The sequence below is a fragment of the Klebsiella sp. BIGb0399 genome, from assembly GCF_003752615.1.
Lineage (GTDB): Bacteria > Pseudomonadota > Gammaproteobacteria > Enterobacterales > Enterobacteriaceae > Klebsiella > Klebsiella lignicola.
In genome coordinates, this window is the sequence record NZ_RKHT01000005.1 from 1,564,150 (window position 1) to 1,584,843 (window position 20,694).

Consider the following 20,694-nt stretch of genomic DNA (forward strand, 5'->3'; position numbering starts at 1 on the left):
AATAGCGCGGCCAGTTTCAGGCCTGTGGGTCAAAGCGTCTTAAAACCGCGTCATCCACCGACAGCGGGTCCCCCTGAAGCTCGGCGCTGAGTTTAGCCATAAACTGCACGAGAAAACGCGCGTTGTGCCGCGCCATCTCTTTGCCCTTCTCTGTTTGCATGGTTTCAGGCAGACGCAGCAGCTTGCACTGAAAATGGTCCAGCGCATATTTTTTGTCATTCAGCTCACGTCTGTCCGCGAAGGGATCGTCGGCATCAAACAAGATGTTATTTAATGCGCCGGAAACGGCGAAGACGCGGGCCAGCCCAATGGCGCCTAAGGCCTCCAGCCGGTCGGCATCCTGGACAATTTTGGCCTCTTCACTACGTGTAGGAATTGCGGCACTGAAACTGTGCGCTTCAATGGCATGGTACACGGCAGCGTAGCGTTCCTTCGGAAAGTCAGGAAACGACGTCTGGAGGATCTCCAGCGTTTTCTCTGCCGCCATCACCGAAGAACGGCTACGTTCGGGGTGGTTTTTCGCCAGACTGATAATGTCATGGAAATAACAGGCGGTCAGAATAACAAGAGGGTCAACCTGGCGTGCTTCGGCCAGTCGTTGCGCGGTTCCCCAGACACGTCGGAAGTGCGAAATATCGTGGGCGGAGTCGCCCTGCGAATGGTGCCCGGTTAGCCAGTTTTCAAATCGTTGCTGCCAGTCAAGCAATGCCATGCGGAATCCTCAGAAAAAGGTCTGCGCTGAGCATAGCAACTTTATTCACGATATTCATAGGTCCTGGCGCCAGGTCGGGTATACCAGGCGATAGCTCCCAGGACGGCCCCTACGAGGCTGAGCACGAGGAATCCCAGCAAAGCACCGATCCACTTACCGGTGGTTGATCCCAGGTCACCATCGATCGCCGTGCCGGGTGAACTTTGAATCCTGCCGACAACCCACCAGTAACGCAGCATTGCCCAGATAAAGTAACCGCAAAAGGCATAAAAAACCCACAGTGCAAGCTTCCCACCTGGGCCCCGTTTCGCTTTCCCTTCCATTACCCGTTCTCCTTTTACTGAATGTGAAGACGAAACATCAGCGCACGCCAAAAAGGTGACGCGCGTCACATTATACTGTGAAAAAGGTGATGCAACAGCATCTTCTGCGACCAGAAAGCGCCTTTTCTCAAGGGATGAGCGGCAATACGTCACCTCTTTCTGAAGGGATGCAAACAGCATCGCAATATCAGGGGCTGTAAAAAACAGGCTGCAGGAAGTGAACATATTATTTCCGCGCCGCGTTTAACGCTGACGCAGGAAATATTTCACATATGAATTCACATCCTTCGCATCAAATAAACAACAGTAATACCTCACCTTAAAACAATAAATAAAGCGCATTTAATCACCACAACGCACATCCGAGCAATGCAATCATAAGCCATTGCTATAAAACCAATAAATATCAAAAATAATCAAACCAAGACTCATACACACAAAATATAAACATTCAAAATGAAACATTTTGTAATATTTGAAATAAATTACTTACATTTTAGACTTAAATAAAATTGAACCTTATCGATAGTATTAAATTGTTTTCTGCATGACATTGTTTTATTCACGTTAATGATAATACAAAGGGAATTTATAATGAAAAGAAAAGCTCTGGCAATTCTGGTACCCGCTTTATTAATCGCTGGCAGCGTTAATGCAGCGGAAATATATAATAAAGACGGAAACAAACTGGATTTTTACGGAAAAATGGTAGGTGAACACATTATCACCAATACCGATGATGATGATAGTAATCATAACTCTGAGGACACCTCTTACGCGCGTTTTGGCGTAAAAGGTGAAACGCAGATCAACAACGAACTGACCGGCTATGGTCAGTTTGAATACAACCTCAAAGCCAATAAACAAGAAGGCGAACAGGGAACCGCAACCCGTCTGGCCTTCGCGGGTCTGAAATACGCCGACTTTGGTTCATTTGATTATGGTCGCAACTATGGCCTGATTTACGATGCCTTAGGCTATACCGACATGTTCGTTGAATGGGGTGGCGATGGTCTGGTTCATACCGACAACTTTATGACCAGCCGTACTGTCGGTGTCGCGACCTACCGTAACAGCGACTTTTTCGGCCAGGTTGATGGCCTGAATTTCGGCCTGCAGTATCAAGGCAAAAATAACAGCACCTCAAAGTCTAACGGTGACGGCTATAGCCTGTCTGTTGACTACAGCATCGACGGGTTTGGTTTTGCTGCCGCTTACGGCAACTCAGACCGTACCCACGAGCAAGTAAGGGATCGTAAAGGCGAATCGGCAGAAATCTGGAGCGTTGCGGCGAAATATGACGCCAACAGCCTCTATACCGCGGTAATGTATGCTGAATCCCATAATATGACCCCGATGGCAAATGGCATCGTCGCCAATGAAGCGCAGGGCATTGAAGCCGTTGTTCAGTATCAGTTCGATTTCGGTCTGCGCCCTTCCCTTGGCTATGTTTACACCAGAGGTAAGGACCTCGGGAACAACAATGGCAGGAATGCCGATATGAAGAACTATGTTGAACTGGGTACCTGGTACTACTTCAACAAAAACTTCAACGTCTATACCGCTTACAAATTTAACCTGCTTGACGAAAGAGACCACGACTACACTGGCGCCGCCACTGACGATCAGTTTGCTGTCGGTATCGTCTATCAGTTCTGATGCTGCGATAACCCCTACTTTAAGCCCGCGAATGTGCGGGCTTTTTCGTTGTGCAGCCTCTCCCCTTTCGCCACCTCATAAGCGCCTTTGGCTCAAGGCTCCCATTCGACCACAAGATGTTTCAGAAGAGACCTACGGCGAAATCGTCGCCAATGGCACATTTTTAAATGAATGCGACACGAATGGGATCACACGACTAAGTTCACAAAATGAAGGAGATACTGGCAAACCGCTACCTTGGAGGATAGCGAAGTGATAACTTATACAGGCGTGAGATATGCCCGTTCCTGTCCAGTAAGCGCCAACATTCATTGGCATACAGAATGGTATGCAGGACAAAAGCGTGGAGTTAAATGATTTTTAAATCAGGAAGGTAAAGAAAGAAGTGGCGGAGAGAGGGGGATTTGAACCCCCGGTAGAGTTGCCCCTACTCTAGTTTTCGAGACTAGTCCGTTCAGCCGCTCCGGCATCTCTCCGCTGAGGTGGCTATAATGCCAGGTTCTTTGGCATTTTAATAGTTCCTGTCTCTTTAAATCCGTTCAAGTGACGACTTTGCGAGCAATATGATGTTTAAATGGCCCTGGAAAGTAGATGAAGAGTCCGGCAACGCAAAAATACCATGGGAACAAGCGCTTGCCATTCCTGTTTTAGCCAATCTTTCCGCGCAAGAGCAGCGGGAACTGGTGCAGCTGGCAGCACGTTTTCTGCAACAAAAACGCCTGGTCCCCCTGCAAGGTCTTGAGCTTGAGCCGATCCACAGCGCCCGTATCGCGATGCTGTTCTGCCTGCCGGTACTTCAGTTGGGTATTGAGTGGCTGGATGGTTTCCACGAGGTGCTGATCTACCCTGCCCCATTCGTTGTTGATGATGAATGGGAAGATGACATTGGTCTGGTCCATAACCAGCGGGTCGTTCAGTCCGGGCAGAGCTGGCAACAAGGGCCGATTATTCTCAACTGGCTCGATATTCAGGATTCTTTCGACGCCTCCGGGTTTAATCTGATCGTGCATGAAGTCGCGCACAAGCTGGATACACGCAATGGCGATCGCGCCAGCGGGGTACCGTTAATTCCTCTGCGCGAAGTTGCCGGGTGGGAGCATGACCTCCACGCGGCGATGAATAACATTCAGGATGAGATCGATCTGGTAGGAGAAAGCGCCGCCAGTATTGACGCCTATGCAGCAACGGACCCGGCCGAATGCTTTGCCGTACTGTCAGAATATTTCTTTAGCGCACCGGAACTGTTTGCTCCGCGCTTCCCGGCGCTGTGGCAGCGTTTTTGCCATTTCTATCGTCAGGATCCGTTGCAACGATTACGTGAAAATGGCCTGTTGGATGGCGAAGACAGCCAGGTTGTGCACTAAAACAACGGTTTGTCTTAAATTTAGCCATTTGAATCAGTGGCTTAATTTTAGTGTTGACACAAAAATGCGGGGCCAGTAGTATGCGCCTCGTTCACACGATTCCTCTGTAGTTCAGTCGGTAGAACGGCGGACTGTTAATCCGTATGTCACTGGTTCGAGTCCAGTCAGAGGAGCCAAATTTAGAGAAGCCCGCTTAAGGAAACTTAAGCGGGCTTTTTGCATTCTGCGTAGCTGGCAGACAGTAACCACCTGTACCTGCCTGAAACGAATGTCCATCAGATATTGATGGTCAATTCAAAAGCCATCAAGAGTATGATTTTAGCCCCAAATACCAGGCGTCACGCCGTCGCGCTCACTGCCACAACGCGGCCTGACCCGAATGAAACCTCGACATCACTCCCCGGCCTTGAGTTCACTTCAGCACTGGTAAAATCAGGAATCGCAAATCTGGCACCACACGCAATCAGCTCAGCGCGACCGATTCCAACGCAAAAAGTACCGGCTGATACCGCAGAGGTTACACCACTCCTGGAGTCCTCAAAAACAAGCGCTCTTTCAGGTGTGAGCGCCAGCCGCTCGGCAGCAAGAAGATAGGGATCGGGAAATGGCTTTCCCCGAGTCACGTCATCCCGTTCGACAATAACTGAAATGCAATGCTGAATATGGAGCATCGCCGTCACACGGTCGATTTTCTCCCTCCAGCCGCTAGTGACAATTCCAATACATACTCCGGCTGCATCCAGGGAGGTAATCAACTCGGTAACACCAGCAATGGGTTCATAAGCTGCAGTATTTTCAACACGAATAATATGAGCCTGAACTTTTTTCCTGTCGTTAAGTGACAGGTCGCTAAAAAGTGCCTGGATGGTATGTGGTCCGGGTTGCCCGTGGATATGCCTGACTATATCCTCTTCAGAAATTGTCTTACCATACATTTCAGCCGCTTCGCGCCAGGCTCCTTCAATAACCGCATTTGAATCAATAAGTACGCCATCCATATCAAACAATACCGCTGAAATTTTATTTTTGAGGTTATACATGTACCATATCCTTGTTATTAAAACGGCGGATTTCAGACAGATTCGAAATAACGACCATTTGCCCTGATATCGTGCCCAGAAAACCGGTGATGACAGTCAACATCAAACTCACGGGGATACATCTGTCGCCTGTACTACCGAGAAAATATTCTACGGTGGCCAAAAGAACCGTGAATTCATACAGGCAATAAAAACATAGCCATGGTATCTTTATTGCTGTAGGTTTTTATGATGCCCGCGTTATTATCACTTGTATAATTCCATTATTTTCTGGGTCCTATAAATGAAAGGCATAGATGTAAAATTACTACGTGCTTTTGTGACACTGGCCGAAAAAGGAAGCTATGTTAGCGCTGCAAAAACACTGTTCCTGACACAACCGGCCTTGTCCCGACAAATACAGACGCTCGAAAGGTTAACTGGCGGACAACTTTTTCTACGTGGTCGCCATGGTGCAACATTAACAACATTCGGATCGCAACTTTTCCCAAAGGCAAATGAGATTTTGCAATCTCACGCTGATTTTTTAACGTATGCGAAAGAGCTAAAGCATGGTCGCCATGACAGGTTATTTTTAGGATTTGGTGTCTCGTCATTTCATCATGTACCTCGCTGGATAAACCAATTTCATCAACAGTTTCCTGAGTGCGAAGTGGTTATCAATCAAATGCCGTCAAGCGTGCAAATAAAAATGCTACAGGAAGGTGGCCTGCACATGGGATTTATCAGAATGCCGGCCACCAACGCTCTCTCCTCTCAGGTTATTTTTAGCGAAGTTCTCGCTCTCGCCGTACCGTCAGTGAATCATGTTGAATCCACAAATCTTCAGAATGCGTTGTCAACCTACCCGCTTTTTCAGTTAGACTCGCTAGCCAACCCGTGCCTGGCTGAACAAACAGCGTTGTTTTTGAAAAATAACCAACTACATGCCAACCTGGTTTCTGTTACAGGGGACATGATGACACTACTGGCATTGGTTGCCGGTGGAAATGGGGTCGCCTTTCTACCTGAAAGTGCGAAATATTTCTTACCTACAGGAGTAAAAATGATACTTCCGACTCAAAATCCTGTTCGATGGGATATTGCTGTTGTATGGAATCCGGAAATAATAAGCCACTGGCGAGATGATTTTCTGAAGATGGCGATAGTGTGCGATAACTACTTGACAGATAATAGCGCTGAACAGGTGGTCTGATATTCGATCATTATCTTGTCGGAACCGAATGACCACCTATCCCTTTCGACAATCAATAAATATCCTACGCCTTCGGCAACGCGTCAAAGGCATCAAGCGCATGCGCGGTGTACGTTAGCGCGGCTCCGGCATTCAGGGAAATCGCAACCGCTAACGCTTCGGCGATTTCTTCACGTGTCGCGCCCTGTTTTGCCGCCGCTTTTACATGAACCGACAGGCACCCGTCACAGCGAGTCGTGATGGCCACCGCCAGTGCAATCAGTTCATGGGTTTTAGCATCAAGGTGACCCATCGCTGAAGCGCCGGCATCCATTTTCATCAGGCCTTTCATAAATTCAGGCTGTAGCCTGGCGTAGTCGCCCACCACGCCCAGCAGTTCGTCACGATGTTCATTCCAGTTCAACAACATAAAAGTCTCCAGCGACAAGGTGAAGGAAGAATGAGGGTCAAACCGCCACTCTTCCGGGTAAACGTTATGCAACCTGATAGATACGTACATCCGGTGCCGCGTTGAGATAAGGTTTCAGAGCTTCAACCACATCATGATTAAACAGCTCAGAACGCAGATAATCCTCTGCCTGCGCTACCGTTTTAAAACCATGTAACACCTGCACATCTTCGGGACGAATCAGTAGCGCTTTTGATTGCGCTCCCGCAATCGTCTCCAGGAACGGCGCTTTATATTTCAGGTAAACAGCACCAGCCGCCGCACGGTTTTCTTCACTGATATTCAGCGTGATCTGCAAATAAGCCATTTCTCACTCCTTGTTTAAACCAATGTCGAAACGTGCACCGTCAGACGCATGCACCGCTCCGCAGTCAGTGAAGAGACAAGCCAGGCGTTCTGCTGCGGGCCGTTACTCAACAAGAATATCTTTGTCGATATAGTGAGTACGCTAGCCGGCAGATGCCTCAGAGTCGAACCTACCCCTGCGCTCTCCACGGTTCACGCATTATGCTGAGGTGCCGGCGTTTGAACAAATGAGATAATCTTGATAAACAGGAAAGAAAAACTATCTGGTATGGTGCAGAGTGAAGTTTCAACCCGTAATGAAAATGATGACGTTACCGCCCGCGATGACGGTTACACGCGGGCGGCGGCAGTACGTCATGTCAACTGCGAAGATGGGGAACGGCAACGGTCACAGCTCTGGTTTCACATCATGGATCAGCCAGTCGTGGAGGATTTTCACTTCAGGTCGCATCTGCGAATGTTCCGACATCACCAGATAATAGGACCAGGTGAGCGGCCAGCTAACATCGCTAAACAGAACGCGCAACTGATGGTTATCGATCGCCTGCTGAACCAGCGCCCGCCGGACCAGCGCCACTCCTCGCCCACTCAGGGCAGACAATATAACGGCGGAGGTCGAGTTAATATGCAGGCCGCTCATGCTGGCTGGCGGCGCACCGACCTTTGCCAGCACGGTGTCCCAGGAGGGGAAATGGGCACCCGGATGTGGCGTATCATCATGGATCAGCTTTTGCTCTGACAACCATGCCGGCGTGCCGTCTTTGATATCGGGCAACAGCAGCGGGCTGCAGACCATCACCACATCTTCATCCATGAGCCACGTTTTGCTTAACCCGGTCCAGTCTCCGGGGCCGCAGCGGATGCCCATATCGGCTTCCCCGTGCACCACATCCATGAGTTTCTCGGTGACATCGAGCCGGATATCAATGTTCTCATGCTGTACCGAAAAGCGATTCAGACGCTCCATCAGCCAGTTCATCATCAGTACCTGGGAAGCGGTAAGCACGATAACTGAACGAGATTTTCTTCCTCTCAGTTTATTCAGACCGCGCTCCAGGCTGTCCAGCCCCTCGCTGATATCCTTTAAGGCCTCCTGCGCTTCACTGACTAATGTCAGCCTCTCCTTGCCGCTGCGCACCCGATGAAGCAGCGGATAACCCACCCACTCCTCTAGCGATCTGACGAGTTGCCCAACCGCGGCAGGGGTGACGCCCAGCTCTTCTGCTGCTCCGGTAAAACTGCCGTGACGTGCCGTTGCCTCGAAGGCGTGTAGCCATTTAAGCCGGTTGAGCGATCGCATGATGATTATCCATAAAGGGGTTTCGTTTATTCTGGCACAGAACCAGCAACATAAAATAGATTTTCTATCTCGCTATTAAATATCTTCTGATTCGCCAGCCGAATACGAAAGTGTGAATATGCCGCCACAGAAAGGTGAGCCATCGGCCATCTTCACATCACAGAGCAACCAGTACAGAGGTTATGATGACAACATCATTTGCAGGTAAAAAATTGTTAGTGGTCGGCGGCACCAGCGGCATGGGCTTTGAAACGGCAAAATACGTTCTGAAAAACGGCGGCAGCGCGGTGCTGGTAGGCAACCGCCAGGATAAAGCAGAAGAAGCGCGCCGGGTATTATCTGCCCATGGTCAGGTGGACATCATTGTTGCCGACCTGATGACCGCGCAAGGCATGCAGCATGTCTGCGATATCATCAATGCCGAACACCAGGATATCAGCCTGCTGGTAAACGCCGCGGGTGTCTTCTTCCCGAAACCATTTACCGAACACGAGACGGCTGACTATGATATGTACAAGAATATCAACCGTGCCACGTTCTTCATCACCCGTGACGTGGTGCGCAATATGGTCGCGGCGGGGATCAAAGGATCGATTGTTAATATCGGCTCAATGTGGGCGCATCAGGCGATCGGCGCCACCCCGTCCTCTGCTTATTCGATGGCAAAAGCCGGTCTGCATGCGCTGACTAAAAACCTGGCTATCGAGCTGGGTGCGCAAGGGATCCGCGTCAATGCCGTCGCCCCTGCGGTGGTTCACACGCCGATTTACGAAGGCTTTATCCCGAAAGATGAGGTAAAAGAGGTCATGAATAGTTTTGACAGCTTCCATCCGATCGGCCGCGTTGGCTCGCCGGTCGACATTGCCGAAACCGTGGCGTTCCTGCTGTCCGACAATACCGGCTGGGTCACAGGCGCCATCTGGGATATTGACGGCGGCGTTATGGCCGGGCGTCACGCCTGATTGACGGCCAAGGGGAGCGATGGCTCCCCTTTTCTGTTTTGTCGACGATGATAATCCGTCACAATGGTTGAATGGCTATCCCCATCACGTTACACGTCGTCAGAAACCAGGCCCCGGAGGCCGTGCTATGTTATTAAAAATCCTGCTGACGATGATCGCCTTTGCCGCAAATTCGGTGCTCTGCAGGGTGGCAATAACAGGCGGCTATATCGACGAGGTCTCGTTTGGCAGCATCCGCTTGATCAGCGGCGCATTGGCCCTGTACCTGTTTATTCTCCTTCGTCGCGGGAGCCACAAAATTGAGTACCACCCGCTCAACGCGCTGTTATTGTCCGGCTACGTGTTTGCCTTTTCTCTCGCCTATGTGTCGTTAAACGCGGCGACCGGTGCGCTGCTGTTATTTGGCACGGTCCAGTTGGTCATGACCGGTTGGGGCATGTGGCATGGTGAGAAAATCACCCGCTGGAAAGTCATCGGTATCCTTGCCGCCCTGTCAGGCATCGGCATTTTACTCCTGCCAGGCGCCACACCGCCGCCCGCGTTTGCGGCCGTCATGATGATCCTGTCCGGTGTTGCCTGGGCGGCATACTGCATTACCGGAAGAGCGGCAACCAGTGCCGCCTCGGCCACCGCAGGAAACTTTATCCTCTCCGTTCCCATTGCCGTGCTGGCCGCCGCCGTGCATTTTCACACGCTGCAGGTGGATGCAATGGGGCTGCTGCTGGGGATCGTCGCCGGTGCTATTACTTCTGCGGGCGCCTATCTGCTCTGGTATACCTTACTGCCGAAGCTATCGTCATCCACCGCCAGCACCATTCAGTTAAGCGTCCCCTGCCTGGCCGCGCTTGGGGGCGTTCTGTTTATGAATGAGGCGCTGGATCTCCAGATAGTCATTTCGACATTGATTATTTTATCGGGGATTGGCTTAGTTATCTGGTCGGACAAAATATAACAGGCCGCGCCATGCCCCGGCTTCCGGCATGACGCGGTGTTGGCACGTTGCATTCTCGACTGTCAGCTACCGAACTGATTGACCGATCCCGCCCCGCTGATATTGACGGGCATACCCGAGCGTCGCTCAAGCGCCTGGGTGGCCAGGCTGGCATTCACGCCCTCTCCTTTGACAAATGACTGGATCCCCGTGGTCATCGGCAGCGGGACTTTGCGGTCTGATTCATATTCTGCGCGGTTGCGCGAGAGTGGTTCATGGACTTCAACCCAACGGCTGCCGTCCGGTTCGAGGGTATATTTCACCGGCCGATCGATAATCTGGACGCGGGTCCCCACCGGTACGTTGTCGAACAGATATTTGATATCGTCGTTGCGCAGACGAATGCACCCCTGGCTGACGCGCAAGCCGATCCCGAAGTTGGCATTGGTGCCATGAATGGCATACAGCCTTCCGATATAAATAGCATACAACCCCATCGGGTTATCCGGCCCGGCAGGAACAAACGCCGGTAAGGTTTCACCCCGGCTGGCGTATTCACGGCGGGTATTGGCAGTTGGCGTCCAGGTCGGCGCTTCCTGCTTGCGCTCTACCGTGGTAACCCAGTTACGCGGCGTTTCACGCCCCGCCTGGCCGATGCCAATCGGCAACACCTCAACCGTGGCGCCCTCAGGCGGGTAGTAATAGAGGCGCATTTCGGCAACGTTTACCACAATACCCTCGCGCACCGTGTCCGGTAAGATCAGCTGCTGCGGCACCACCAGGGTCGTACCTGATTTCGGTAAATAGACATCGACACCGGGGTTGGCCTCCAGCATATTGCTGAGCCCTTGCCCATATTGCGCGGCAAAGGCTTCCAGCGGCTGGGTATTTTGGTCCGGAACGGTAATCGTCAGCGGCATGCCTACCAGACGGCTTCCTTCCGGCGGTAACGGATAACTCACGGCCAGGACACTCTGGCTTGAGAGGAACACTAAAAGAGAGCAAAACCAATTCACACGCCGCATCATTTCCCTTTCCTCAATAGCGACAACTGTGCGTGAATTATAGCTTTTATATGCCCTCCGCGTGGATGGATACGCTCCCTATTATTTACATCGATGATGAATTAATCATATCTGGTAATCAATCGCCGCTTCTTCCGGCTCCATCGCCTGACGCTTAATTTCATCCAGCGACAAGCCGGCGTTGCACAACTCGATAAAGCGCCAGACATAATTGCGCTGTAACTGCCCGCGCTTTAAACCTAACCAGACGGTATTGGCATCAAACAGGTGCCGGGTTTCAAGGCGAGTCAAGGTGTCCGATTCCCGGGCATCCCCGGATTGCTCCGCCACCAGCCCGACGCCCAGCCCCAGCTCGACGTAGGTTTTAATGACGTCAGAGTCCTGGGCGCTCAGGACGATATCCGGCATCAACCCTTTACGGTTGAAGGCTTCATCGATGCGTGAACGCCCGGTGATGCCCTGCCGGTAGGTAATCAGCGGCCAGCGGGAAATGGCCTCCAGCGTTAAGGGCGAGACCTGAATCAGCGGGTGTTCTTTGGGGACCAGCAGGCTGTGGTGCCAGCGGAACCACGGAAAAGCCACCAGCGTGGGATCGTTACTTAAACGCTCACTGGCAATGCCGATATCGGCGCCGCCGTTATGCAACAGCGCTTCGATTTCCTGAGGCGTCCCCTGGATGAGCTCCAGTCGGACATCGGAAAACAGTTCGCGGAACGCTTTAATGACCGGAGGCAGGCTGTAGCGTGCCTGAGTGTGGGTGGTGGCAATGGTTAAGACACCGGAAGCGTCATTGGTGAACAGGTCGGCGAGCCGACGGACGTTACCGGCTTCATTGAGGATACGCTCCGCAATGGTTAATAAAGCTTTACCCGGCTCGGTCATTCCCAACAGACGCTTACCGCGCCGGATGAAAATCTCAATCCCGAGCTCTTCTTCCAGTTCGCGAATATGGCGGCTGACGCCCGACTGCGAGGTATATAACATATTTGCGACTTCCGTCAGGTTGTAATCCTGACGGGCCGCCTCACGAATGATTTTAAGCTGCTGGAAATTCACCCTTTCCTCCGGGCTATCAGACATAACGTATACGCTATTGTTAAAGTCTGTTGTCCTTGCTAACAAATAATAAAAACCAGCAACTTATTCCATTCCGGAATATAGATTAACTCACCAGCAGTAATTCACGGTTCTCCAGCGAAGGTCGGCTGACCAGAGAGAGTAAGATTTCTTTTACCGCTTGCGCCTGCGGCGACAGGCTTCCCTTAGCGGACATGTTCAGTGACAGCGACAGGCTCATCGACGGAGTGCTGATCCGTGCCATCCAGCCATTTGCTGCCTGGCATAATGAGCGAGCGGCGGATTCTGGCAGAACGGTGACGCCCATCCCGCTGGCAATCGCCGCCGTTAAGGTGGTGATGGATTCAATTTCGCCAATGATCTTCGCCGACAGTCGGCGCAAGGTAAATGCTTCAGTCACGCGTGCGCGCACCGCGCTGTAATCACGCGGCAGGAACAGATTCATCTCTGCCACTGCGGTCAGGTCGACGCTTTGCCCAGGGCAATCGCGGGTTCCGACCAGGTAGAGATCTTCTTTCAGCAAAGGCTGGCTGATGATCCCGGCGACCGGTGAGCGCTCATACAGCACCGCCATATCCAGCTGCCCGCCGAGCAATTTATCGTTGAGAATGGTGCCGCTGCTCTCCTGCAGATAGACCATCACTTCAGGGAGTTCGTTACGCACCGTCTGCAGCAGAGGCATGGTAATGGCGGAAGCCGCAGTGCCCGGCGCCAGGCCAATAGAAACCTGCCCGCTCAGCGTATGGCCAACGTTGTTGACCGCCAGCTGGGCCTGCTCACACTGACGCAGGATGGTCCGGGCATGGGTATAAAGAATCTTCCCGGCTTCGGTCGGCGTCACGCCACGTTTTGTGCGAATCAGCAGTTGCTGGTCCAGTTCGCCTTCCAGGGTCGCCACTTGCTGGCTCAACGCCGGTTGTGCGATATGCAAGACTTCAGCGGCCTGGGTCAGGCTACCGATATCGACGATTTTCACAAAATACTTCAGTCGTCTTAAGTTCATTTTGCCTCCTGTAAGGAAAGCCAGTACCAACGCTGGCAATTTAGATACAGAAGGTTTTGCAATTTGCTTGCCAGTTTTTACAGATCGATGCAAAGGCCGCCATTCGCGGCGTAATAAGGGATTCTGATAGCAACGGACGATTTATTTGCCCGGTAAGCAGTTTAGGCTATGCCCCATTCGGGGTATATGTGCACTACCGTGGTGCACGGTGTCGAAAAAAAGCGCAAAAGCGGCCGGTCGCTGAAATTGTCAGCAATCAAACACATTTTGATGAATCAGACTTTGACAAGGCCATCCGTCGCCGTTAATATGCGCCCCGTTCACACGATTCCTCTGTAGTTCAGTCGGTAGAACGGCGGACTGTTAATCCGTATGTCACTGGTTCGAGTCCAGTCAGAGGAGCCAAATACTTGTTTTCATGCCGCCCTGCGAATCCTTATATGATTCGGATTCAACAGGTTAGCGTGAAAAGTCTTCCCGATGCATTTTCAGTTTTCCCTCTGCATCGGAAGAATTTGGTGGTCAAATCTGGGGTCAAGTTGGTTCGATGACGGAGTGACCCCCAAATGTCTATTAACGACTCAAAAATCCGCAGCTTAAAACCATCCGCAAAACCCTTCAAAGTTTCCGATTCTCATGGTCTGTATCTGCTGGTTAATCCAGGCGGTTCACGTCTCTGGTATCTCAAATATCGTATCAATAGAAAAGAATCCCGCCTCGGCTTAGGCGCCTATCCTGATGTGTCTCTGGCCGCTGCTCGTCAACAGCGTGACGGCATCCGTAAATTGCTGGCGCAGAATATCAATCCGGCTCAACAGCGCTCTGCTGAAAGAACCACTTCCTCACCAGAGGAAACCTTCAAATCAGTGGCACTAAGCTGGCATAAAAGCAATAGAGCATGGTCAGAGAATCATGCCGCCCGTCTGCTTGCCAGCATGAATAATCATATCTTCCCGATAATTGGACACCTGCCAGTCACAGAACTGAAAACCCGCCATTTCATCGACCTTCTGAAAGGGATTGAGAAAAAAGGTCTGCTGGAAGTGGCAGCACGCACTCGGCAGCATATGTGCAACATTATGCGTCATGCTGTGCATCAGGAGTTGATAGAGCATAATCCAGCAGCCAATCTGGACGGTATAATCGCGCCGCCCGTCAAACGCCACTACCCTGCCCTTCCGCTGGAGAAACTACCGGAACTGTTGACTCGCATTGAAGACTACAAGCAAGGGCGAGAATTAACCCGTTTGGCAGTATCACTTACTCTGCACCTTTTCATCCGTTCCAGCGAATTGCGTTTCGCCCGTTGGTCTGAGATCGATTTCACAAACAAAATCTGGACCATTCCGGCTACCCGTGAAGCCATCCCCGGTGTGCGTTATTCCGGGCGTGGTGCCAAAATGCGCACGCCGCATATCGTTCCCCTCTCCCGTCAGTCCATCACTATTCTGAAACAGATACGGGAAATCTCTGGGCATCAGGAACTCATATTTCCCGGTGATCATAATCCGTATAAACCCATGTGCGAAAACACGGTCAACAAAGCGCTGCGCTTGATGGGTTATGACACGAAAGATGAAATTTGCGGTCACGGATTCCGGGCAATGGCCTGTAGTGCGCTGATGGAGTCTGGACTGTGGGCACAGGATGCGGTTGAACGGCAGATGAGCCATCAAGAACGCAATAGCGTTCGAGCGGCTTACATCCATAAAGCAGAGTATCTTGATGCCCGTAAAGCGATGATGCAATGGTGGTCGGATTATCTTGATACTTGCCATAAATCTTATGTACCACCGTATATTTTAGGTAGGAAATAGAGTAATTCTACGACCTGATTATTGAACCGACAGTCTCAACATAGCAAAGCCATACTAGGAGCGACTACTGGCTTGCATGAAGTGGAATGGATTGTTATGCAGAGAACCCAGTCCAGGAAATAGACGTATAGACGTAAAGCTATGTCGATGTTTGCCGGAGATACGTTCCACCGGCTTTAGTCCAGGCACAACGCACTGAAAAGAATTGTGGCAAAGGTTTTCATGGCTGTTGTAAGGAAGAAAGTGGCATTTCTTCGGTGCTCTATCGTATATCTCAAAAAGATTGTACATCTCAGAAATTCTAAGATGGGAAATGCATAATTGAATGGAACACTAGTCCAGTTGTGAATATAAGAATATCAAAAAATCAGCCATTATGGATGTGATGAGTCGGCGAAAGCGGCGCCTTGGCACCGCTTTTTTTCAAGGTATAAGTAAAACCTTCGCAGCTGAAACCTGCTGTGATTCCAGATCGGAAAAGGCTTGTTCACCTTCGCTAAGTGGCCGCGATTCCACCCAGCCAAGCTCCCCAAGTGCCCCCTCTTCCAGCATCGACAGAGCGAGGCAGAAATCGTCCATGGTGTAGGTATAGGTGCCCAGCAGCGTGATCTCGCCAAGCGTGATTTTGCGCATATCTATCTCGCTGGCCCACGCTTGCAAGCCAATATGCATGATCACCCCTCCTGGTCTTACTGCCTGAATAGCCATCTGACGTGTTGCAGCCGCACCCACAGCATCAACCACCAACTGATGACTCGACTCGCTGATGCTGGTTTCCATTGGGTTGATACTGATGCAACCGGTATAGCGCTCAGCCGCCTCAGCACGCAGCGCATTGGTTTCAGCCAGCGTGATGTGACGACAACCCCATGCCCGCAGCACTAATACCGTTAACAAACCTATCGCACCGCCACCAATCACCAGCGTTCGCGTTTCCGCCAACGGTTGCGTTAACGTCCGCTGGGTTAAACGCATGGCATGAACTACCGTGGACGCCGGTTCAGTCAGCGCCGCATGCTGGATAGAAATACCAGTTGGCAGTGGCACCACAGAACGAGCAGGAATGGCCATAAACTCAGCAAACGCGCCTGGCCAATCCATTCCCACCATATGACGGTCGCTGCATAAATTGTCGCGTCCCTGGCGGCAGTATTCACACACCCCACAGGTAATCAGCGGATTGGCGGTGACACGATCGCCAGGTAGAAAACGCGGCGACTGACTCTCCACAATTTCTCCTGCCAGTTCATGGCCGAGAACCAACCCTGGCTGTCGGCGTGGGTCCTGGCCATGAAAGGCATGCATGTCGGAACCACAAATGCCCGCCGCGCCAATGCGGATCACCACCTGCTCTTGCCCCGCTGCCAGTTGCGGGTAAGGGCGTTCTTCAATGGCCATCTGATAAGGACGGCTGTAAATCAACGTTTTCATAAGCTCTCACTTAATCAATACAGAATTTGTCACCGTCACCCGACCGGCACCGTGGGTTTGTCGCCACAGATAGAGCGCACATGCAGCGCTGGTCAGGCCGATAACCAATACATACGCGCAGATGAGCCAAGGACGACCACCGAGCATGTTAGAGAAGATCGTAGCCAGCACAGGTGTCAGGCCACCCGCAAATACTCCGGAAATTTGATAGGCAAATGAGATACCGGTATAGCGCACCGAGGCATCAAAGCACTCTGAATAGACCGATGACAGTGTGCCAAACACGGCGGCATGGAAAATGCCAAACGGGATCACGATGGCGGCCCATACCAGCCAGATGTTGTCGGGATGGTTATGCATCAGTGCGAACGAAGGAAACGCCGACAGTGCTGAAAGCGTTGCCCCCATGGCAAAGATGCGCGCACGCCCCCAGCGATCCGCCATGTAGCCCCAGAACGGGATAAAGAAGCTCATGACAAAGGCGCTGGCGAGGATCGCGACAATGGCTTGATCGCGCGGAATATTCAGGTTTTGCGTCAGATAAGTCAGGGAAAAAACGCCAAAAATATTGAAGAACACACCGTCAATCAGCCGCATCCCCATACAGGTAAACACCAGTTTGGTGTTATTGCGGAACAGCTCCACCAGCGGGATGCGTTTCGGTGCATGCTTACGCGCCTCCTGCGCTTTGAGAAAATCTTCGGTTTCTGCGACGTTTTTACGGATGTAGGTGCCGATGATGACAAAGACACCGCTAAGTATAAACGGCACGCGCCAACCCCACGACATAAAGGCCTCATCGGGCAGCAAATACGAAGCCAGACCAATCGCACCTGACGCCAGCAGCAGGCCAAGGGACATTCCAATTTGTGGAATACTGGCAAAGAAAGCGCGATGTTTTTCCGGTGCAGATTCAAATGTCATGAGCACCGCCCCCCCCCACTCACCGCCTAATCCGATACCCTGAATTAATCGACACAGAATCAGTAAGCACGGTGCCCACAGACCAATTTGGTGATAGCCAGGAATAAGCCCGATCACCACGGTAGCACCACCCATGATCACCAACGTCAGGATCAGCATCTTTTTTCGGCCCAGCGTATCGCCGAAATGCCCAAAAATGATGGCACCTAATGGCCGGGTTAAAAAGCCAATGGCAAATACGCCGTAAGAGAGCAGCGTGGTGATAAAGGGGTCGCCTTCCGGAAAATAGAGTTTGTTGAACACCATTCCCGCGACTGTGCCGTAAAGGAAAAAGTCATACCATTCTATAGTCGAACCAAACAGGCTCGACAACGTGACGCGTCGCAGATTGCCGGCAGCAGGTGTTTGCATGATGTATTTCTCTCCACATAAGTGTTGATTCAGATAGCGCTGTAACCGCCATCCACCATCAATATTTGCCCGGTGATATAGGCACTGGCGTCACTGGCAAGCAGCAGCGTCGCGCCCTGTAAATCGTTCATTTCGCCATTGCGCCCCAGACAGGTTCGCGCGGCATGTCGCTCACGAATGGTGGGGTCGGCAAAAACGGGGCCGGTCAGTGCGGTAGGAAAGAAGCCCGGACCGATAGCATTACAGGTGATACCGTCACGTCCCCATCGCTGTGCGATCGCGCGGGTAAGCTGAACAATGCCCCCTTTGCCCGCGCCGTAGGGTGCGCTGTTATCAAAAGCGCGGTGTGATTGCAGTGACGCGATATTGATGATGCGCCCCCAACCGCGCTGTGCCATACGGGGCGCCAGCGCCTGAGTAAGAAAAAACGGGGCTTTAAGGTGGAGCGACAGCTGCTGATCCCAATCTGCTTCTGTTACCTCTTCGAATGGCTGGCGCAGATTAACGCCTGCAGCATTCACCAGAATATCGGCATCAGCACTTTCACGCGCCAGAGCCTGTAATGCCGCCATCTGCGTCACATCGGCACAGCAATAACGCGCCTGCGCCCCCTGCTGAATCAAGTGCTGTGTGGCTTCAGCCAACTGCCCCTCGCGTCGCGCCGCAAGAACGATCTGCGCGCCTGCTGCAGCCAGCGTTTGCGAGATAGCAAAACCGATGCCGCTGCCACCGCCGGTTATCAGCGCGGTTTTGCCCGTTAAGTTGAATAATGTTGCCGCTTGCATCGCAACCTCCTTAGCGCGTAACAGGTGAACCGAGCTGGAATGATTGACCCGCGAAGTATTTCGCGAGACGCACCTCGGCCGTGCGCGCATGTGCCTCCATGCCCTCCATGCGTGAAATACGCGCGGTGGTTTCGGCAATCTGCGGTATGGCATCACGGGGCATCTGCTGCCATGTCAGGGTTTTGAGGAATTTGTGAACGGAGAGTCCACCGGAGTAGCGTGCTGCGCCCTTAGTAGGCAGGACATGATTCGGTCCGCTGCACTTATCCCCAAATGCCACCGTGGTTTCTTCGCCGAGGAACAGCGAGCCGTAACAGCTGAGCGCATCGCGCCACCAGTTCAAATCGCGGGTATGCACCTCAAGATGTTCGGAAGCGTAACGATCGGAAACTTCCACCACCTCTTCGCGACTGTCGCAAACAATCACTTCGCCATAATCGCGCCAGGCGCAGCTCGCTGCATCGCGAGCTACCGGCGGCAGTTCGGCAATCAGCAGTGGGACTTTGAGCATCACCGCGTCAGCCAGTTCGCGTGATGTGGTAAACAGCCACGCAGGGGATTCATGACCATGCTCCGCCTGCCCAACAAGATCGCTGGCAACGATGTCGGCATCAGCGCTTTCATCGGCAATCACCGCCACTTCTGAAGGTCCGGCAAAGACATCAATGCCCACCTGACCAAACAGCGTACGTTTCGCCTCAGCAACGAATTTATTGCCCGGTCCCACCACAACATCCGCCGCCTTACCGCTAAACAACCCCCACGCCATACTGGCAATGGCTTGTACACCACCCAGCGTCATAATGGTATCCGCGCCAGCACGGTGAAAAGCGTAGAGCACGCAAGGATGAATACTTTGGCTCAGATAGGGGCCTGAACAGGCTATAATATTCTTTACCCCAGCAGCTTTCGCAGTGGCCACCCCCATGTAAGCGGAAGCTATGTGCGCATAGCGACCAGCCGGTGCGTAACAGCCGACAGTGGTCACCGGCAGCACCTTTTGTCCGGCCACAAGACCTGATGGCAGTGTCACCTCAAAATCCTGGATGGATTCACGCTGCGCACAGGCGAAGGTGTAAACCTGTTCAATGGCGTAGTCGATATCCTTTCTGACTTCCGCTGGCACATCGCGGACCTGCATCGCAATCTGTTCCGGTGTCAGGATGATGTCGCCTTTCCAGTTATCAAGTTTCCTGGCGTATTGCCGCACTGCATCTTCACCCTGCGACTTAATCGTGGCGAGCATCTCTTCCACCACCTGCCGCGCTTCAGCCGTGTTGGATTCCGGTGATTTAGTTGCTTTCTTTAACCAGGTAACTGACATACGCATCTCCAGACAAAATTAAAGGTGAAATCATGTGTCATATATATGACTGCATTTATCTATAGTGAGCATGCGTAAATAGTGCAAAATCGAATTGAACAAAAAGTGATCGCGATCGACTTCAATCCGCAAAACTCATAAGGCGATCACATTTTAACCTCCTGGCTTTAAGCCTTATAAATTAAACTATTATAAATCACCGTTTTAACTGGTTAGAGATTTGTCCTCTCATCTCCTGTTTCCATCTATTCCTGCATTCGTGAAGCCGCTCGCAAAAAAGTCGGCAAAATCGAAATAAATTTTGCCATCTCAACTCATCTATAATATGTCATATATATGAGTTCATTTGTTGTTCGACAATCGGAGGCTGTAATGAGTATTGATTTCGTGGTTCACGATGATGGCGACTCGGTAGGAGTCGTGGTGGTGGAAGGGATCGAGGCAGGTCAAACCCTGACAGGCTGGATAATGGATCAAAACAAAACCATTGAATTTGCAGTGAAAGATGCCATTCCAATCGGCCATAAGCTGGCAATTCGCGATCTGGCGATAAATGACACCGTGATCAAATACGGTGAAGACATTGGCCGCGTCGTGGCGGCAATCCAGCAGGGCGAACATCTACACGTACACAACGTTAAAACTAAAAGGTGGTAA

At 51.7% G+C, this 20,694-nt stretch carries 20 protein-coding genes and 3 tRNA genes; 9 read left to right on the forward strand and 14 right to left on the reverse strand.

Going from position 1 to position 20,694, the window contains the following annotated elements:
* Positions 1-16 precede the first annotated feature (16 nt).
* Positions 17-712: a phosphohydrolase gene (locus tag EDF82_RS07795; protein WP_123754958.1), complete on the reverse strand. Its 696-nt coding sequence runs from the start codon at positions 710-712 to the stop codon at positions 17-19.
* Positions 713-753: 41 nt separating this feature from the next.
* Positions 754-1,035 (reverse strand): cell division protein DrpB, encoded by a 282-nt coding sequence (gene drpB, locus EDF82_RS07800; RefSeq protein ID WP_123754959.1) that lies wholly within the window; start codon positions 1,033-1,035, stop codon positions 754-756.
* Between the two features lie 594 nt (positions 1,036-1,629).
* Here drpB and EDF82_RS07805 point away from each other — a divergent pair.
* A complete protein-coding gene (locus tag EDF82_RS07805) occupies positions 1,630-2,694 on the forward strand; it encodes a porin (protein ID WP_123754960.1) in 1,065 nt (354 codons plus the stop codon).
* Positions 2,695-3,080: 386 nt separating this feature from the next.
* Here EDF82_RS07805 and EDF82_RS07810 read toward each other — a convergent pair.
* A tRNA-Ser gene (locus tag EDF82_RS07810) sits at positions 3,081-3,170 on the reverse strand.
* An 87-nt stretch (positions 3,171-3,257) separates the two neighbouring features.
* Between EDF82_RS07810 and mtfA the strand changes: the two genes are divergently transcribed.
* Positions 3,258-4,058 (forward strand): DgsA anti-repressor MtfA, encoded by an 801-nt coding sequence (gene mtfA / locus EDF82_RS07815; RefSeq protein WP_174507992.1) that lies wholly within the window; start codon positions 3,258-3,260, stop codon positions 4,056-4,058.
* 100 nt (positions 4,059-4,158) lie between these two features.
* Positions 4,159-4,234 (forward strand) — tRNA-Asn (locus EDF82_RS07820).
* 162 nt (positions 4,235-4,396) lie between these two features.
* On the opposite strand, the gene EDF82_RS07825 is transcribed toward EDF82_RS07820, so the two are convergent.
* A complete protein-coding gene (locus EDF82_RS07825) occupies positions 4,397-5,098 on the reverse strand; it encodes an HAD family phosphatase (RefSeq protein WP_123754962.1) in 702 nt (233 codons plus the stop codon).
* Between the two features lie 283 nt (positions 5,099-5,381).
* Here EDF82_RS07825 and EDF82_RS07830 point away from each other — a divergent pair, with 283 nt between their 5' ends.
* Positions 5,382-6,293, forward strand: coding sequence for a LysR family transcriptional regulator (locus EDF82_RS07830; RefSeq protein ID WP_123754963.1), 912 nt, complete (start codon positions 5,382-5,384; stop codon positions 6,291-6,293).
* Between the two features lie 64 nt (positions 6,294-6,357).
* Here EDF82_RS07830 and EDF82_RS07835 read toward each other — a convergent pair whose 3' ends face one another.
* The 3 genes from EDF82_RS07835 to EDF82_RS07845 all read right to left on the reverse strand — a co-directional run bounded on the left by EDF82_RS07835 (position 6,358) and on the right by EDF82_RS07845 (position 8,347).
* Positions 6,358-6,702, reverse strand: a complete 345-nt coding sequence (locus tag EDF82_RS07835; RefSeq protein ID WP_123754964.1) for a carboxymuconolactone decarboxylase family protein — start codon at positions 6,700-6,702, stop codon at positions 6,358-6,360.
* A 64-nt stretch (positions 6,703-6,766) separates the two neighbouring features.
* On the reverse strand, positions 6,767-7,048 hold the full coding sequence (locus EDF82_RS07840; RefSeq protein WP_123754965.1) for a hypothetical protein: 282 nt from the start codon (positions 7,046-7,048) through the stop codon (positions 6,767-6,769).
* Positions 7,049-7,435: 387 nt separating this feature from the next.
* The gene (locus EDF82_RS07845) at positions 7,436-8,347 is read right to left on the reverse strand and encodes a LysR substrate-binding domain-containing protein (RefSeq protein WP_123754966.1); all 912 of its coding nucleotides are present in this window, start codon (positions 8,345-8,347) and stop codon (positions 7,436-7,438) included.
* A 185-nt stretch (positions 8,348-8,532) separates the two neighbouring features.
* Between EDF82_RS07845 and EDF82_RS07850 the strand changes: the two genes are divergently transcribed.
* The gene (locus tag EDF82_RS07850; RefSeq protein WP_123754967.1) at positions 8,533-9,309 is read left to right on the forward strand and encodes an SDR family NAD(P)-dependent oxidoreductase; all 777 of its coding nucleotides are present in this window, start codon (positions 8,533-8,535) and stop codon (positions 9,307-9,309) included.
* A 127-nt stretch (positions 9,310-9,436) separates the two neighbouring features.
* A complete protein-coding gene (locus EDF82_RS07855) occupies positions 9,437-10,261 on the forward strand; it encodes a DMT family transporter (protein ID WP_123754968.1) in 825 nt (274 codons plus the stop codon).
* Positions 10,262-10,323: 62 nt separating this feature from the next.
* Here EDF82_RS07855 and ldtA read toward each other — a convergent pair whose 3' ends face one another.
* The 3 genes from ldtA to nac form a co-directional block, all read right to left on the reverse strand.
* Complete coding sequence (gene ldtA, locus EDF82_RS07860) at positions 10,324-11,265, reverse strand: L,D-transpeptidase (protein WP_123755510.1); 942 nt, start codon at positions 11,263-11,265, stop codon at positions 10,324-10,326.
* Positions 11,266-11,370: 105 nt separating this feature from the next.
* On the reverse strand, positions 11,371-12,321 hold the full coding sequence (gene cbl, locus EDF82_RS07865) for an HTH-type transcriptional regulator Cbl (RefSeq protein WP_123754969.1): 951 nt from the start codon (positions 12,319-12,321) through the stop codon (positions 11,371-11,373).
* Positions 12,322-12,427: 106 nt separating this feature from the next.
* Positions 12,428-13,345 carry a nitrogen assimilation transcriptional regulator NAC gene (gene nac / locus EDF82_RS07870; protein ID WP_123754970.1) on the reverse strand — a complete coding sequence of 306 codons (918 nt, stop codon included), beginning with the start codon at positions 13,343-13,345 and terminating at the stop codon, positions 12,428-12,430.
* A gap of 329 nt (positions 13,346-13,674) precedes the next feature.
* Between nac and EDF82_RS07875 the strand changes: the two genes are divergently transcribed.
* Together EDF82_RS07875 and EDF82_RS07880 are read left to right on the forward strand one after the other, a co-directional pair.
* Positions 13,675-13,750, forward strand: a tRNA-Asn gene (locus EDF82_RS07875).
* A 161-nt stretch (positions 13,751-13,911) separates the two neighbouring features.
* The gene (locus EDF82_RS07880) at positions 13,912-15,162 is read left to right on the forward strand and encodes an integrase arm-type DNA-binding domain-containing protein (RefSeq protein ID WP_123754971.1); all 1,251 of its coding nucleotides are present in this window, start codon (positions 13,912-13,914) and stop codon (positions 15,160-15,162) included.
* 423 nt (positions 15,163-15,585) lie between these two features.
* On the opposite strand, the gene EDF82_RS07885 is transcribed toward EDF82_RS07880, so the two are convergent.
* Genes EDF82_RS07885 through hisD form a run of 4 tightly spaced genes read right to left on the reverse strand, consistent with a single transcriptional unit; the run spans position 15,586 to position 20,037 of the window.
* Positions 15,586-16,593, reverse strand: coding sequence for an alcohol dehydrogenase catalytic domain-containing protein (locus tag EDF82_RS07885; protein ID WP_123754972.1), 1,008 nt, complete (start codon positions 16,591-16,593; stop codon positions 15,586-15,588).
* Between the two features lie 6 nt (positions 16,594-16,599).
* Positions 16,600-17,928, reverse strand: coding sequence for an MFS transporter (locus EDF82_RS07890; RefSeq protein ID WP_123754973.1), 1,329 nt, complete (start codon positions 17,926-17,928; stop codon positions 16,600-16,602).
* Between the two features lie 29 nt (positions 17,929-17,957).
* Complete coding sequence (locus EDF82_RS07895) at positions 17,958-18,713, reverse strand: SDR family NAD(P)-dependent oxidoreductase (RefSeq protein ID WP_123754974.1); 756 nt, start codon at positions 18,711-18,713, stop codon at positions 17,958-17,960.
* Between the two features lie 10 nt (positions 18,714-18,723).
* A complete protein-coding gene (gene hisD, locus EDF82_RS07900) occupies positions 18,724-20,037 on the reverse strand; it encodes a histidinol dehydrogenase (protein WP_095101120.1) in 1,314 nt (437 codons plus the stop codon).
* 372 nt (positions 20,038-20,409) lie between these two features.
* On the opposite strand from hisD, the gene EDF82_RS07905 reads away from it, so the two are divergent.
* Positions 20,410-20,694, forward strand: coding sequence for a UxaA family hydrolase (locus tag EDF82_RS07905; protein WP_095101118.1), 285 nt, complete (start codon positions 20,410-20,412; stop codon positions 20,692-20,694).

What these genes read in the sequence shown, in the direction of transcription:
- EDF82_RS07795 (WP_123754958.1), bottom strand. Translation starts at nt 712, where the DNA reads ATGGCATTGCTTGACTGGCAGCAACGATTTGAAAACTGGCTAACCGGG.
- drpB (WP_123754959.1), bottom strand. Translation starts at nt 1,035, where the DNA reads ATGGAAGGGAAAGCGAAACGGGGCCCAGGTGGGAAGCTTGCACTGTGG.
- EDF82_RS07805 (WP_123754960.1), top strand. Translation starts at nt 1,630, where the DNA reads ATGAAAAGAAAAGCTCTGGCAATTCTGGTACCCGCTTTATTAATCGCT.
- mtfA (WP_174507992.1), top strand. Translation starts at nt 3,258, where the DNA reads ATGATGTTTAAATGGCCCTGGAAAGTAGATGAAGAGTCCGGCAACGCA.
- EDF82_RS07825 (WP_123754962.1), bottom strand. Translation starts at nt 5,098, where the DNA reads ATGTATAACCTCAAAAATAAAATTTCAGCGGTATTGTTTGATATGGAT.
- EDF82_RS07830 (WP_123754963.1), top strand. Translation starts at nt 5,382, where the DNA reads ATGAAAGGCATAGATGTAAAATTACTACGTGCTTTTGTGACACTGGCC.
- EDF82_RS07835 (WP_123754964.1), bottom strand. Translation starts at nt 6,702, where the DNA reads ATGTTGTTGAACTGGAATGAACATCGTGACGAACTGCTGGGCGTGGTG.
- EDF82_RS07840 (WP_123754965.1), bottom strand. Translation starts at nt 7,048, where the DNA reads ATGGCTTATTTGCAGATCACGCTGAATATCAGTGAAGAAAACCGTGCG.
- EDF82_RS07845 (WP_123754966.1), bottom strand. Translation starts at nt 8,347, where the DNA reads ATGCGATCGCTCAACCGGCTTAAATGGCTACACGCCTTCGAGGCAACG.
- EDF82_RS07850 (WP_123754967.1), top strand. Translation starts at nt 8,533, where the DNA reads ATGACAACATCATTTGCAGGTAAAAAATTGTTAGTGGTCGGCGGCACC.
- EDF82_RS07855 (WP_123754968.1), top strand. Translation starts at nt 9,437, where the DNA reads ATGTTATTAAAAATCCTGCTGACGATGATCGCCTTTGCCGCAAATTCG.
- ldtA (WP_123755510.1), bottom strand. Translation starts at nt 11,265, where the DNA reads ATGCGGCGTGTGAATTGGTTTTGCTCTCTTTTAGTGTTCCTCTCAAGC.
- nac (WP_123754970.1), bottom strand. Translation starts at nt 13,345, where the DNA reads ATGAACTTAAGACGACTGAAGTATTTTGTGAAAATCGTCGATATCGGT.
- EDF82_RS07880 (WP_123754971.1), top strand. Translation starts at nt 13,912, where the DNA reads ATGTCTATTAACGACTCAAAAATCCGCAGCTTAAAACCATCCGCAAAA.
- EDF82_RS07885 (WP_123754972.1), bottom strand. Translation starts at nt 16,593, where the DNA reads ATGAAAACGTTGATTTACAGCCGTCCTTATCAGATGGCCATTGAAGAA.
- EDF82_RS07890 (WP_123754973.1), bottom strand. Translation starts at nt 17,928, where the DNA reads ATGCAAACACCTGCTGCCGGCAATCTGCGACGCGTCACGTTGTCGAGC.
- EDF82_RS07895 (WP_123754974.1), bottom strand. Translation starts at nt 18,713, where the DNA reads ATGCAAGCGGCAACATTATTCAACTTAACGGGCAAAACCGCGCTGATA.
- hisD (WP_095101120.1), bottom strand. Translation starts at nt 20,037, where the DNA reads ATGTCAGTTACCTGGTTAAAGAAAGCAACTAAATCACCGGAATCCAAC.
- EDF82_RS07905 (WP_095101118.1), top strand. Translation starts at nt 20,410, where the DNA reads ATGAGTATTGATTTCGTGGTTCACGATGATGGCGACTCGGTAGGAGTC.